This is a genomic window from Clostridium rhizosphaerae (genome assembly GCF_016765585.1).
In the GTDB taxonomy this organism is placed as follows: domain Bacteria; phylum Bacillota; class Clostridia; order Clostridiales; family Clostridiaceae; genus Clostridium_AT; species Clostridium_AT rhizosphaerae.
The window spans coordinates 107,384-120,903 of record NZ_JAESWC010000008.1; the positions used below are offsets into that span (position 1 = coordinate 107,384).

At 32.9% G+C, this 13,520-nt stretch carries 14 protein-coding genes; 4 read left to right on the forward strand and 10 right to left on the reverse strand.

The genetic code is table 11. The features are described from left to right. The first annotated feature begins 31 nt into the window (after positions 1-31). Complete coding sequence (locus JK636_RS13260; RefSeq protein ID WP_202749492.1) at positions 32-253, forward strand: DUF378 domain-containing protein; 222 nt, start codon at positions 32-34, stop codon at positions 251-253. 72 nt (positions 254-325) lie between these two features. Here JK636_RS13260 and JK636_RS13265 read toward each other — a convergent pair whose 3' ends face one another. The 3 genes from JK636_RS13265 to JK636_RS13275 form a co-directional block, all read right to left on the reverse strand. Further along, entirely contained in the window at positions 326-826 is a 501-nt protein-coding gene (locus JK636_RS13265; RefSeq protein ID WP_202749493.1) for a hypothetical protein, read from the reverse strand. Between the two features lie 83 nt (positions 827-909). Further along, on the reverse strand, positions 910-2,667 hold the full coding sequence (locus JK636_RS13270; RefSeq protein WP_202749494.1) for a phosphoenolpyruvate carboxykinase: 1,758 nt from the start codon (positions 2,665-2,667) through the stop codon (positions 910-912). Between the two features lie 138 nt (positions 2,668-2,805). Further along, on the reverse strand, positions 2,806-3,720 hold the full coding sequence (locus JK636_RS13275) for a S66 peptidase family protein (RefSeq protein WP_202749495.1): 915 nt from the start codon (positions 3,718-3,720) through the stop codon (positions 2,806-2,808). Positions 3,721-3,908: 188 nt separating this feature from the next. On the opposite strand from JK636_RS13275, the gene JK636_RS13280 reads away from it, so the two are divergent. Then, on the forward strand, positions 3,909-4,376 hold the full coding sequence (locus JK636_RS13280; RefSeq protein ID WP_202749496.1) for a ferritin-like domain-containing protein: 468 nt from the start codon (positions 3,909-3,911) through the stop codon (positions 4,374-4,376). A 136-nt stretch (positions 4,377-4,512) separates the two neighbouring features. Then, entirely contained in the window at positions 4,513-4,701 is a 189-nt protein-coding gene (locus JK636_RS13285; RefSeq protein ID WP_202749497.1) for a small, acid-soluble spore protein, H family, read from the forward strand. Positions 4,702-4,748: 47 nt separating this feature from the next. Here the strand turns inward: JK636_RS13285 and JK636_RS13290 are convergent, their stop codons facing one another. The 4 genes from JK636_RS13290 to tkt all read right to left on the reverse strand — a co-directional run bounded on the left by JK636_RS13290 (position 4,749) and on the right by tkt (position 9,950). Beyond that, complete coding sequence (locus tag JK636_RS13290; RefSeq protein WP_202749498.1) at positions 4,749-5,555, reverse strand: TIGR00266 family protein; 807 nt, start codon at positions 5,553-5,555, stop codon at positions 4,749-4,751. A gap of 87 nt (positions 5,556-5,642) precedes the next feature. Next, a complete protein-coding gene (locus tag JK636_RS13295) occupies positions 5,643-6,695 on the reverse strand; it encodes an FAD:protein FMN transferase (protein WP_202749499.1) in 1,053 nt (350 codons plus the stop codon). A gap of 120 nt (positions 6,696-6,815) precedes the next feature. Further along, complete coding sequence (gene corA, locus JK636_RS13300) at positions 6,816-7,880, reverse strand: magnesium/cobalt transporter CorA (RefSeq protein ID WP_202749500.1); 1,065 nt, start codon at positions 7,878-7,880, stop codon at positions 6,816-6,818. A gap of 87 nt (positions 7,881-7,967) precedes the next feature. Further along, positions 7,968-9,950, reverse strand: a complete 1,983-nt coding sequence (tkt, locus tag JK636_RS13305) for a transketolase (RefSeq protein ID WP_202749501.1) — start codon at positions 9,948-9,950, stop codon at positions 7,968-7,970. Between the two features lie 168 nt (positions 9,951-10,118). Here tkt and JK636_RS13310 point away from each other — a divergent pair, with 168 nt between their 5' ends. Further along, positions 10,119-10,373 carry a YkuS family protein gene (locus JK636_RS13310; protein WP_202749502.1) on the forward strand — a complete coding sequence of 85 codons (255 nt, stop codon included), beginning with the start codon at positions 10,119-10,121 and terminating at the stop codon, positions 10,371-10,373. 88 nt (positions 10,374-10,461) lie between these two features. Here JK636_RS13310 and JK636_RS13315 read toward each other — a convergent pair whose 3' ends face one another. The 3 genes from JK636_RS13315 to JK636_RS13325 form a co-directional block, all read right to left on the reverse strand. Continuing rightward, positions 10,462-11,193 carry a class I SAM-dependent methyltransferase gene (locus JK636_RS13315; RefSeq protein WP_202749503.1) on the reverse strand — a complete coding sequence of 244 codons (732 nt, stop codon included), beginning with the start codon at positions 11,191-11,193 and terminating at the stop codon, positions 10,462-10,464. Between the two features lie 24 nt (positions 11,194-11,217). Continuing rightward, entirely contained in the window at positions 11,218-12,129 is a 912-nt protein-coding gene (locus JK636_RS13320; RefSeq protein WP_202749504.1) for a ribonuclease Z, read from the reverse strand. 127 nt (positions 12,130-12,256) lie between these two features. Then, entirely contained in the window at positions 12,257-13,468 is a 1,212-nt protein-coding gene (locus JK636_RS13325; protein WP_202749505.1) for an HlyD family secretion protein, read from the reverse strand. Positions 13,469-13,520: the final 52 nt, after the last annotated feature.

Genomic DNA, 13,520 nt, shown 5'->3' on the forward strand with positions numbered 1-13,520 from the left:
TGTATAAATAAATACGAAGGAGATGTAATAAATGAGAGTATTAGATACAATAGCATTATTATTAGTTATAATTGGTGCTGTTAATTGGGGTTTAATAGGTTTCTTTGATTTTAATTTAGTTTCAGCTTTATTTGGAGAAATGACTACATTCTCAAGAATTATATACGCTTTAGTAGGTATAGCTGGTCTTTACTCCTTATCATTCTTAGGAAGAGATAGAAACTACGATAATGACCGTGATATCGTCAAATAACATAAAGTAGTCCACTTAATTTTTATATATTCAAAATAAAAGAGCAAGTTCTTCGGATACTTGCTCTTTTATTCATTGTAAAAATGCTAAATTATACCTTTCTCTTTCAAGCTTATCCTTATGATTATATCTGTCAATTATTATCTGAATAAAATTAGTGTCCGCCTGCTCATTAATAATAATTCCATTTGAAAGAGCCTGAGCTCTATTTTTATATATTTGAGCATAACTAATTATAATTTCTTTTTTTAAAAGATACAATTCTTTAGTAACATCATCTCCCTTTCTCCATTTAAAGGAATCATGAAGCTTTTCTAGTTCATAGGAAGCTCGCTTTAACTTAGAGATTAATTGTCTTTTGCTTATTTTCTTTTCTTGATATATGATGTCAAACTTATCCACACTATCAATAGTAGCCTGGAGCTTTTTATTAATCGAACTTTCATAGTGCTTATAGTTTTTATATTCCTGTTTACTGTTCCATGGAAAAAACCAAACTATAAATAATATTAAAGTTATAGATAAATATAATATAACAATCCAGCCTAATATACTTTTAGAAGAACTTTTCAAACTTAAGAGAACCTCCTACAATAGTTCTATCTTTATATTTATAAAATTCAAATACAAAAATAGAACTATTATATAAAACATCTTTAATTTAGAGCTTTAATTATATTAAATAATGTTATTGCAGCGTTCTTAGGTCCAGTTTTTTCCTTACCGCTTACTCCAAGGCAAGTCTTAATTTGACCTATCTTAACACCTTTATTAAAGAGCTCCTCAAAATATATGTCTAACAGCTTATCAGTTTCTTCCTGTTTTTGCAGAGGTCCAAAAGGATTTGCAAAATAGGATTCAACTAAACCTTTTTCTGTTGTCGTACCCTTTGCCATCCTCGCTCCGCTTCTAAATACTTTGACAGCCTCCTTTGGATTATTAAAATATTCTATTTCTGACTCTTCCTCTTTTACTTCTTCATAATTGTTAGCATACAAAAATAAATCGACAGGATATCCTTTAATTATTTCCTTATAAGTAGCTACAGGCATTACCAGCCTTGCATTAATCTTATCCGGATTCATAAATATACTTCTATCTATTTCTTTAAAAGCATAACCTTGATCCAAATCATCAAGTCGTACAAAAGCTCCAATTTCAGTACCATACCCTAAAGGCTTTTCTTTCCCATTAAGCTTTAAGACTCCCATGTCATCAAAAACAATAGTCATATCACTTATATAGTCTTCACTTAACCCTCTAAAGGCTTCTAGGCTTTCTGATTTTCCTGCACCACTGTCTCCCATTATAACAACATTAGCAGACTTTCCGTTTTTCATTACAATATTAACCATAGCCCCATGTATAGGAAGATATCCCCTTTTAATCATGATGAGGTTATGAAGAGTTAAAGTCATTTTTTTCATATAGCCAAAATAATCTATTGCGTCTCCATAACTTACATACCCAAGCATTATATTACTTTTATCATCATCATAAAATACGGTTCTTACTTCTTCACTAACATCTCTTGCCCCAAACACATATACAATGTCTGGTTTTACACCCTTATATTCCTCTTCTCTAGCCATTTCAAAAAGATTACACAGTGTAACTCCATGAGACATGAAATCCCTATGGAAATATATATAAGCCAGAAGCTCCCCTACTTTAGCAGGATAACAGAAAAAATGATCTTTATTTATATTGCAGTCTTTTAACGGATTTTCAAAGGATTCCTTAAAAAAACCATCTCTTGTATTCTTTTTGGGGTAAGATATAAATGGTGGGTCAAGTATAATTGAAGTAATAAATGGAATGTTTTTGAGTATGGAATATTCCTCAGGAAGATTCCACTTATTGCTGCTTACGATTAGCCCTGCATTTCCTCCAGCTGGCAGCTGTCTGTATACCGCTGGCTTATGACCTAATACATGCTCTTCAATCCTTCTATAAGTATTTAAAACAAGCCTTGAAAAGTTAGTATTTGCATCTATAAAACTTACACTTTCATACCCCTCTCCTTCATTTACTCTGCTGCTGTGAACTATTGTATATCTCTCAAGTTTTCTCCAATAGCCGTATAAATCTTCAATTAAATCAATAAAACTTTCTTTGCTTCTTAAGATTACTTGATACTTATTGTTTAGCTTTATTATGTCTTCTGCTCTTTCTATTGTCAGCAATTTAAATAACCCGATTAATTCTTTTGCTGCCTGATCTGTGTCCAATATTTCTAAAGAACTTTCTATGAATTTATAAATATTTGTTCTTCTGTTTTTTACTCTTTCTAAATAAGAGCTTACAACTCTATAAAATCCACTGCTGTCTAGCATCTTTTCCATTGTATCACAGTACTTTGCTGTAAAATTAATCATAACTTTTTCGTTGCTGAGTGAGAATTCTTTTTTCATGCTATCTATGTCTCCTGTCTTGAAATTAAAATTCGTTGAATGCTTCATTATATTCATATTTATTTATACTTTATCATATATTTTGAAATTTATATATAGCTATTATTTCATTTTTACAATTATTTTAAATTTGCATTTTTATTTCACTACAGGTTCCATAACTTCAATCACATGACTTTTACAATTTAATCTTGCTTTTGCTCCAATTGGCAAAATAAGCTTTGGATTATCATGTCCTGCCATAAAGTTTATTAATGTAGGCTTATTTAAACTAAATATATATTGCTCTAAAACTTCGTTTAAAGTAAAAAAGCTTTCTTTCCCTTCATCTATACAGTCGGTAAACTGACCTAATATAAAGCCTTCACACTGCTGAAGCTTATTTGCCATAGCAAGCTGTGCAAGCATTCTATCTATTTTATATGGAGGTTCCTCAACATCTTCAATAAACAATATTTTATTCTTAGTATCCATTTCGTAAGGTGTCCCTAATGTACTGCAAATCAATGTTAAGTTTCCTCCCGCAATTCTGCCTTCAATACATTTATCCGTATTACTCAGCATTAAAATTGACTCAGGGTTTTTTATCTCATATTTTTTATCACCTTCGCAAAGAGTGAGCATAATGCTGTTTAATGTATCTTCATTTTCTAAATCACCAAGCATTGGGCCATGAAAAGCAATAAGACCTGTTTTTTCATAAAACGCATCTAATAATATTGTAATATCACTATAACCCATAAATATTTTAGGATGCTTTTTAATTTTATTAAAATCTAAATATGGAAATAGCCTGACTGCTCCATATCCTCCCCTAACACATAAGATCATATTTACTTCTTCATCCGAAAACATATCATTTATATCTTCTGCTCTATCTTTATCCTCTCCAGCAAAGTATCCCCATTTGTCATATATGTGTTTCCCAAGCTTTATATTAAAGCCTAAGCTTTTAAGTTTATTTATTCCTTTTTCTATCCTGTCTTTATTACCAATTCCAGCAGGAGCAACTATTCCTATAGTATCTCCTTTACATAACTTTTTTCCCAGCATAACTTCACCTCATTTTACTAAATTTACCTTATATTTAAGTATAGCATAATTCCTCATAAGTTGTGTCCAATAAAAAATTTGTTAAACTTATAAAAAAGTAACTTACAAATTATTTTTTTTAACTTCTATAACAAAAATTCACTTTTAAACATAGTATGTAGGGGATAGCTTTTTTAGGAGGAGTTTTAATGTATTACGGTACAGACCAAAATAATTATGAAGAAATGTACAGAGAACAAATGCATCAGAGAGAAAATGTGTTAGATTTAATAAAAGAAGCTATGAAGGATGAAAGACATGACAGAATAAAATATAAAAATATGATGGATATGGCAAAAGACGAAAAAGTAAAAAAGCAAATAGAATTTGCTTATATGGATGAAGGAAAGCACTATAAAATGTTTCAGCAGATTTACTACATGCTTACAGGAAAAATGATTGACATTCCTGCGCCTAAGGTTGAAGGCTATAACAAATTAATCGATGCTGTAGAGACAAGTATAAACGGTGAGCTTGAAGCAGTTGAACTTTACAGGAAAATTCAATCTATGCTTCCAAACCAAAAACTCAGAGATATGTTATTTGAAATAATAACTGATGAACAAGAACATGCTACAAGATTTGTTTATGTATATTCAATTCTTACCGGCAAATAACAACATATTATTAAGCATTAGCGGACCACTTAAATGGTCCGTTTTTATTTTTGCATTATATATACATATTATTCTATGATATTATAAATACTATTTTTAAAAGCATAAAACTTATGACTGCGAGGAGGCACTCTATATGATCATTGACAAAGCAATTGAAATAATGACTTCAACAAAAAATATCAGTGTACTTTATGAAGGAAAACCTATATGGATAGAAAGTGTGGATAAGGATAAAAGAACCGCCGTTGTATCAGTTCTTGGAACAAATCAAACTGAAGAAGTTCTTGTTGCAAGTCTCACCTACACTGGTTCTGAAATGTAAAATATAAAGCAATAGGGCTAAGCTTAGCCCTATTGCTTTATATTATTTTAATTACCATCAAGTAAATTCCCTATTGTACCTAGTATGCTTCCTTCATCCTTTCGGCCTCCGGAAACTCTTGATGCTGCTAAAACTCTGTCCGCCAATCTACTGAATGGAAGTGACTGTATCCAAACCTTTCCCGGTCCTGTTAAAGTTGCAAAGAATAGTCCTTCCCCACCAAAGAAAGCTGTCTTAACTCCACCTACAAATTGAATATCGTACTTAACCTCTCTAGTCATAGCTACTAAACAGCCAGTATCTACTCTTAGAGTTTCTCCATAGCCAAGTTCCTTTTCATAAATAGTTCCGCCTGCATGTAAAAAAGCCAGACCATCACCTTCAAGCTTTTGCATTATAAAGCCTTCGCCTCCAAAGAACCCTACTCCAAGCTTTCTCTTAAAATCAATACCTACAGATACCCCTTTTGCAGCACATAAAAAGGCATCCTTCTGACAAATTATTTTTCCATTATACCTTGTTAAATCCATTGGTATAATTTTTCCTGGGTATGGTGCTGCAAAAGAAACCTGCTGCTTTCCATACCCGCTATTAGTAAATACAGTCATAAAAAGACTTTCTCCTGTAAGTACTCTCTTTCCCGCTCCAAAAAGTTTTCCCATAAGTCCGTTACCATTATTTGAAGTCCCATCCCCAAATATGGTTTCCATTTGTATTCCAGCAGTCATCATCATCATTGCTCCAGCTTCAGCCACAACACTTTCTTTAGGATCAAGCTCAATTTCAACAAACTGCATATCATCACCATAGATTTTAAAATCAATATCATGAGCATTTATATATCTTGAATCCATGAAATATACCTCCCATATAATTCCTACTTAATTATTATTATAACATTCACTAGTTAATTCTTTAATAATTAAATTAATATCAGAACTTTATTGCACTTCTGTAAAATCCTTGTGTAGATCCGTAAGTCTCTTTTTAAAGCCTGAAGAACTATATAATTTATTATCAGTTGTAGTTACTGCACATTCTATGCCAGGAAGGCTTTCAATGAACTTCATACCTTTATCTGCACCTAGTACAAAGACTGTAGTAGTCAGTATATCAGCCTGCATATTAGCATCAGCTACATTTCCTTTTATTACTATAGTATCGCTCATGACTCCATTATCTGCTGGATAACCTGTAGCAGGATTTAAAATATGGTGATATCTTTTATTATCTTTTATAAAAAATCTTTCATAATCTCCTGAAGTTGATAGGGCTTCATCAGATATTTTAACAATTCCGAGAAGACCCTCGCTTCTATCAAGTCTAGGATGCTGAATTCCTATAGACCATGGGGATTGAGTCTTATTTTTCCCAGAAGCATATATTGAGCTTCCACCAAGATCTATTAGTGCATTTTCAATATTGTATTTCTTAAATATTTTCATTACTTCATCAGCAGCAAAGCCCTTAGCTATGCCTCCTAAATCAATCGCCATTCCTTCTTTTTCAAGCTTAACGGAATTATCAGCTTCTTTTATGCTTATCTTATCGTATCCTACTAAAGAAAGCTTTTCTTTTATCTCCTGGTCTGAAGGTACTCTAGCCTTATCTGTACCGATTCCCCAAAGATTAATAAGCGGCGATACAGTTATATCAAAGGCGCCATTACTCATCTTTGAATACTTAACAGCCATTTGGATCATTTTAATAGTATCTGGATTAACTTTAACATAATCCCTCCCAGCACCTTGATTAATCTTCCAAACGTCCCCTTTTTCATTGTTAGGACTGGCCATAACATCAATTTCTTCTAATCTTTTCATAGCTTCCTTGACAGCTTGTGTAGCTTTTGTACCTGAGGCTCTCAAGTCTACTACTGTATCCATTAAATTTAAATTCTTTTCTTCATAAAATTCATTATTTTTCTTAGCACAGCCAGTAAAAACTGAAGCAGCTACTAAAGCTGTTAATGCTAAAGAAATAATTTTTTTCATAAATTTTCTCCTTTCACTCGAAACACTGATCATTTTGGACTTCAACCTTCATTTTCTGATTAGGGTTTATACATATTTTAAAATATACTATACAGTTTTTTAAATGTAAAGACTTATATCTTATAGCCACTTCTTTCTTCTAAAATAGTCTAACATTACTAACACGATAATTATTGTAACCGCCCAAAAAGCTGGATAGGCCCATGGTATTTCAAGCTCGGGGATATTTTTAAAATTCATTCCATATATTCCTGCCAAAAAAGTAAGCGGTATAAATATGGTTGAAAATATAGTAAGCACCTTCATAACGTCGTTTGTTCTGTTACTTATACTCGAAAGGTATGTATCAAGCATTCCGGACATAATATCTCTATATGATTCTATGATATCTATTACTTGTATAACGTGGTCATAAACATCTCTTAAATACAAAACAGTATTTTGCTTGATTAATTGCGAATCAGTTCTGGTTAGATTTCCTATAACCTCTCGTAAAGGCCAAATAGAGTTATTTAAATATATCATTTCTCTTTTAAGACTGTATATACTTTGAAGCACTTCCTTCTGAGGCTCCTCCATAAGCTTATGTTCAATATCCTCTGAAGTATTACCTATTTGTTCCAATATAAAAAAGTAACTGTCTACTATTGAATCTACTAATGCATAAATAAGATAATCTGCACCAAGCTTTCTTATATTGCCCTTCCCACTTTGTATTCTTTCTCTTACTCCATCAAAAACATCACCCTTGAATTCTTGAAAAGAAAACACATAATTATCTACTAGAACAAAGCTTACTTGTTCAGTAACAATTTCCTTAACTTCTTCATTATAGTAAACCATTTTAAAAACTATAAAAATATAATCATCATAATCATCCATTTTAGGACGTTGATTTGTGTTTAAAATATCTTCAAGCATAAGAGGATGAAAATTAAATTTTTTACCTATCTTCTCTATGATACTGATATCATGAAGACCCTCAATATTTACCCATTTTATAGTATCGGTTTCTTTCATTGAAAAACACTCTTCAATACTATCAAGTTGACTTATTTTTGAAAATCCCTTGTTGTACTCTATCATAGTAAGCTCTATATTCTCTGAGGTATAATCACCTACATGGATAAGGGTACCCGGTGACTTTCCTGCCTTTTTTCTGGTTCCTTTTATATACTTTGACATAATTCCACCTCATAACAAAACAGGGCTATTGAAAAACAGCATTAAACCTTCGCATGTTCTTTGCTATTTTTCAACAGTCCCATTATACTACTTTACTAAGCTTAATGCTTTTTCAACTACATTTTCTACAGTAAAGCCAAACTTCTTAAATAATTTATCTGCAGGCGCTGATTCTCCAAAATGATCTAAAGAAATAATATCTCCATCAAGTCCTACATATTTATGCCATCCAAAGGATGTTAATGCTTCTACTGCAATTCTGTTTCTGCAAGCATTAGGTAAAATAAGTTCCTTATATTCCTTACTTTGCTTATCAAAAACTTCTAAAGAAGGCATACTTACAACTCTTGTATCAATACCTTTTTCCTTTAATATTTTTGAAGCTTCATAAATTAATTCAACCTCTGAGCCTGTTGCCATAAGTATTAAGTCTGGAATTTCCTTTTCACTGTCTCTTAATACATAAGCTCCCTTTAAAGCTTCGTTTGAGCTTTCTTCATATAAAGGTAAGTCCTGTCTTGTTAAAACTAAAGCAGTTGGTCCATCTTCTCTTGTTGCTGCTGAATACCAAGCAGCTGCAGTTTCCTTTGAGTCTGCTGGTCTAAACACATGGAAGTTTGGTATACTTCTTAGTGCAGCTAACTGTTCAATCGGCTGATGTGTAGGACCATCTTCACCTACTCCAATACTATCATGAGTTAAAACATATACTACTGGAAGCTTCATAAGAGCAGATAATCTCATTGCTGCTTTAGCATAATCTGAAAACACAAAGAAAGTTGCAACAAATATCTTTAAGCCTCCGTGAACTGCAATACCATTTCCAATTGCAGACATAGCAAATTCTCTTACTCCAAAATGAAGATTTCTTCCGCTTCTATCTTCAGCTGAGTAATCTCCCTTATCCTTCATGTAAGTTTTATTAGATGGAGCTAAGTCTGCTGATCCGCCTATAAGATTTGGAACTGCGTTAGCCAATCTATTTATAACTTCAAAAGAAGAATTTCTTGTAGCGGCTTTTCCACTGAACTTCCAAAAGTCTTCGTTATTTAATAATTGTTCAGCTGATTTATTGCTGTGCCATAGTTCCCATTCTGCTGCTAAGTCTGGATATTGCTTTTTATATTCATTAAACAGTTTATCCCAAGCAGCTTCTTCCTTTTTACCTTCTGATTTTAGAGTATTCATATATTCTCTTACTTCATCTGGCACATGAAATTCTTCGCCATAAGTCCATTTTAAGAACTCTCTAGTCTTTTGAAGATTTTCAATTCCAAGAGGCTCACCATGTGCACCTGCTGTGCCCACTTTAGGAGAACCATAGCCTATTTGAGTTTTTACAACAATCAGACTTGGTTTTTTGTTTTCTGCCTTTGCATTTTTAATTGCTTCACTTATAGCTTCAACATCGTTTCCGTCCTCAACAACTAACACTTGCCAGCCATATGCTTTGTATCTGTCTTCAACACTTTCTCTAAAAGCTATGTCTGTATTTCCTTCTATGGATATCTTATTTGAATCATATAAAACTATAAGTTTATCGAGTGCTAAAGTTCCAGCTAGTGATGCTGCCTCGGAAGTTATTCCTTCCATCATGTCTCCATCGCCTGAAAGCACATATGTATAATGGTCTACAATCTTAAATCCTGGCCTGTTAAACTTTTCTGCCAAATAGCTTTCTGCAACAGCCATGCCTACAGCGGTAGCAAAGCCTTGGCCAAGCGGTCCTGTAGTTGTTTCTACTCCTATAGTATGACCATACTCTGGATGTCCTGGTGTCTTACTTCCGAGTTGCCTAAAATTCATTAAATCATCAACTGTAAGTCCATATCCAAATAAATGTAATAATGAATATAAAAGCATTGAGCCATGGCCAGCAGATAGAACAAATCTATCTCTATCATACCACTTAGCATTTTCAGGACTATGCTTCATGTGTTTTGCCCAAAGAGTATATGCCATTGGAGCGGCTCCAAGAGGAAGTCCTGGATGTCCTGACTTTGCTTTCTGTACCCCTTCAGCAGATAATATTCTTATGGAGTTGATTGATAATTGGTCAATATTATTCATATATCCATTCTCCTTTACAAAAAAGTACAATATTCTAAATCGTCCATAATATAACTTCGTTATATATTATAACTCATAAAATTAAAATAATCCATTAGTACTTGACTCATAGTTAGTATATGAATCTTTTATATGCAAATAATAAACTTTGTGAAAGGAGATGTTAAAATGAAAAATATTGGTGTACAAAAGGAATTGAGTACAATACGCGATTATCTTTCCGATAATGGTTATAAGGTTTTTGAAGTAGATACAACAAACATAACAAGCAGCACTACTCTTTTAAGCTTTGATGCTGTAGTTGTATCTGGAGCTTCAGATAATATAATGGGTATTGATGATACTGAAGCAAAAATACCTGTTATTAATGCTGACGGCCTTACTCCAGTAGATATTTTAGATCAACTAAATAGAACTTTATAGCTTTATCTGGTAAAAAATTAAGAATGAATAATTAAAGGTGGTCTCTCAAGTGAAATCTTCAATTATTCATTCTTTTATTCATTTTTTATTATCCTTTAGCTCCCTTAACTACCAATGCAAAAGAATCTTCACTAAAAGGTTCTTCCGAAAAGCCTCCATAAACCTTTACAGTTTTAAAACCTGCATTTTTAAGCATTTCTTCAAGTTCATTTTTTCTAAGAGCAATTAAATCTACAGAATTAGTAAGCTTCTCTTCTTTATTGTCATTATGAATTATTAGCTCTGTTTGAAACTCTACTTTTTCCTCATGTTCCTTATAATTATAGTTTCTAATAAACTTAACTCCCTTTTCGTGTCTATCAATTGTAGGAAGTGATTTTATGTTTTGATTAATAATTCTATCATAATTAACTATTTGAATTATCAATGTTCCTTCTTCATTTAAGTTCTTGTAAATATCAGCAATAAAGTTTTCTATTTTTCCTTTGTTTTTAAGATGCACAATTGAGTTCCCTATACAATAGACCATATCATACTTTTCACTATCAAATACTTCATGGAATCTTGTCATATCACCAACTTTAAAATTAGCAAACAAGCCTCCTTTACCATTTGCAAGAGCAATCATTTCTTCATCTAAATCTATTCCATCTACCCTGTGCCCCTTCTGCGCCAAGGCTACCGAGTATGTTCCTGTGCCGCATGCCAGGTCAAGTACCTTTGAGTTATGATTTAGAGCTTTGCATAGAAACTTTAAGGTTGTTTCATCCTTAGGAAAAACTATATCATATACTTTGCTTAGTTCTTTATAAAACTTCATTTGAATCTCCTTTATCTATTTAAATTACTCTGAAAAATTCAGGGTTTTAGTCATTCTATCCTCACCGAGAAAAGTACTTTTAAATATTTTTCTTGTGCTTTCTATGTAATCTAAGGGTTCAATTAAGGATGGACTATAATGCGTAAGCCAAAGCTCTTTAACTTCACCTTCATTTCCTAGCGATGCTGCTTCTGAAAAAAGCATATGCTTATTATCAATTGCTTTTGGCAGAAATTCATCGTCTCCATACATTCCTTCACATATAAAAAGGTCTGAATGCCTAACAAAATCTATCAGCTCTTCTATTGGCCTTGTATCTGTACAATAGCTTATTTTTATTCCTTTTCTCCGCTCACCCATAACCAAATCTGGCGTCAATAGTTTTCCTTTATAATTAATCTCTTCTCCCTTTCTCAGTCTGTTCCAAAACTCCATAGGTATCTTTTCTCTTTCAGCCTTATCTCGGTCAAACTTTCTCATTCTCTCTACTATAAAAGAGTAGGCTAAGCATGGAACAGTATGTTCTACAGGTAAAACATTTATTATAATACTATCCAGCTTTATGCTGTTTTCCTTATCGCCTCCAAGCTCAATAAGCTTAAGTTCATAGGGTAAGTTTGGAGCAATTACTGAGAGGCCTTCTACTATTTTTTTCAGTCCTGATGGCCCAATTATAGTTAACGGCTCAGTCCTTCCGGAATTCCCTATGGTAAGAAGAAGCCCTGGAAAGCCGACTGCGTGATCGGCGTGGTAGTGAGTAAAGCATATTATATCTATATCCTTAAAGCCCCATTTCAAAAGCTTTAAAGATACCTGTGTACCTTCACCACAATCTATTAAAATCATTTTACCATTATAAGAAAGCAATAGCGAGGTTAGATATCTATTAGGTATTGGCATGCTGCCTCCACAGCCTAAGAGTGCTGCATCCAGCATATAATCCCTCTTTTCCATTTTAATATACTTTATTGATTATATCCACATATTAGAGAGTTTATTAACTTTCTTGCATAAAAAACTTAGGGAGAGGCTAATTCCTCTCCCTAGCAATAAATATATTTTATTATTTTACGGCAATCTTAGCTGTTACGCTCATTCCAGGCTTAATATCCTTACCTTGAGCATCTAAATCAAATTTAACTGGTATAACTTGATTTGTTTTTGAAGAAGTAGATAGACTAATTCCTGAAGTATTTAATGCTGAAGAAGTTGTTAATCCTATTTGCTTAACTTTTCCGTCAAAGCTTATTCCTTTGAAAGCATCTAGACTTAACTTAACTGTTTGACCTTCTTTAACTTTTGAAATATCTTTTTCTGCTACTTCACCGCTTATTTGAATTTTTGACATATCTACAATTGAAACTGCTCCAATACTTGGAGATGCATTGTCTCCAACCAATACATTAACTTGAACTACTGTTCCATCTATTGGTGCCTTTACTTGTGTGTTATCTAAATTTAGCTTCACTAAATCATAATTTGCTTGTGAAACCTTAACCTGCTGCTCTAGTATTGCTATATCCTTATCAGAAGCTCCAGCATTAGTTAAACTTAACTTACTGTTTGCAGCATCAACATTCGCTTTTGAAGCAGATATTTGTGAATCTGTAGAGCTTATTTGACCTTTAAGCTGACTTATTTGTGCTTCTAATTGTGATTTTGCAGAAAATAATTGATTTATTGCTTCTGCTTTTGCTGTGTATTGAGCATCACTTAAAGCTCCCTTTGCTTTTGCAGCATCAAGCAGTCCAATTGCATATCCTGCATCTGGAGTTCCAGTTGATGGATTTTTAAAGTTATCTAATTGAGCTACTAAGTCATTGTATTTCTTTTGAGCATCATTTAAAGAATTTTGAAGATTTGTCTTTCCTGTCTTTGCTCCGCTTAAAGCTGCTTGAGCTTGGTCTACCATTGCCTGTGCTCCTGCTACCTCTTGAGCTCTTGCTCCGCCTGCAGCTTTAGCTAATTGACCCTTTGCAGCTTCTAGAGCAGCTTGAGCCTGATTTAGCTGAATTTGTATCTGATCACTTTCTAAGGTAAATAATACGTCGCCTTTTTTAACCTTAGCACCTTGAGTTGCCTTAACTTCAGCGACCTTACCAGCTACCTTAGGACTTACATTAAGTATATCTGCACTTACTTTTGCATTATCAGCTGCAACATAGTTGCTATTGTCAACAAACCAATATACACCAAAAGCTGCAGCTCCTATAAGAATTAATAAAACAATAGTCAAAATTACTTTATCAGCTTTTGACTTCTTTTTCTTTTCCATTAATTTGTTCCTCCCATCCTAAAATAAAATATATATTATATAAAAAATTATA

Bases quoted from the DNA above. Each gene is read 5' to 3' on its own strand.
- JK636_RS13320 (WP_202749504.1), bottom strand. From the start codon at position 12,129: ATGCTGGATGCAGCACTCTTAGGCTGTGGAGGCAGCATGCCAATACCT.
- JK636_RS13290 (WP_202749498.1), bottom strand. From the start codon at position 5,555: ATGGATTCAAGATATATAAATGCTCATGATATTGATTTTAAAATCTAT.
- JK636_RS13325 (WP_202749505.1), bottom strand. From the start codon at position 13,468: ATGGAAAAGAAAAAGAAGTCAAAAGCTGATAAAGTAATTTTGACTATT.
- JK636_RS13285 (WP_202749497.1), top strand. From the start codon at position 4,513: ATGATCATTGACAAAGCAATTGAAATAATGACTTCAACAAAAAATATC.
- tkt (WP_202749501.1), bottom strand. From the start codon at position 9,950: ATGAATAATATTGACCAATTATCAATCAACTCCATAAGAATATTATCT.
- JK636_RS13270 (WP_202749494.1), bottom strand. From the start codon at position 2,667: ATGAAAAAAGAATTCTCACTCAGCAACGAAAAAGTTATGATTAATTTT.
- JK636_RS13310 (WP_202749502.1), top strand. From the start codon at position 10,119: ATGAAAAATATTGGTGTACAAAAGGAATTGAGTACAATACGCGATTAT.
- JK636_RS13280 (WP_202749496.1), top strand. From the start codon at position 3,909: ATGTATTACGGTACAGACCAAAATAATTATGAAGAAATGTACAGAGAA.
- JK636_RS13260 (WP_202749492.1), top strand. From the start codon at position 32: ATGAGAGTATTAGATACAATAGCATTATTATTAGTTATAATTGGTGCT.
- JK636_RS13315 (WP_202749503.1), bottom strand. From the start codon at position 11,193: ATGAAGTTTTATAAAGAACTAAGCAAAGTATATGATATAGTTTTTCCT.
- JK636_RS13275 (WP_202749495.1), bottom strand. From the start codon at position 3,720: ATGCTGGGAAAAAAGTTATGTAAAGGAGATACTATAGGAATAGTTGCT.
- corA (WP_202749500.1), bottom strand. From the start codon at position 7,880: ATGTCAAAGTATATAAAAGGAACCAGAAAAAAGGCAGGAAAGTCACCG.
- JK636_RS13295 (WP_202749499.1), bottom strand. From the start codon at position 6,695: ATGAAAAAAATTATTTCTTTAGCATTAACAGCTTTAGTAGCTGCTTCA.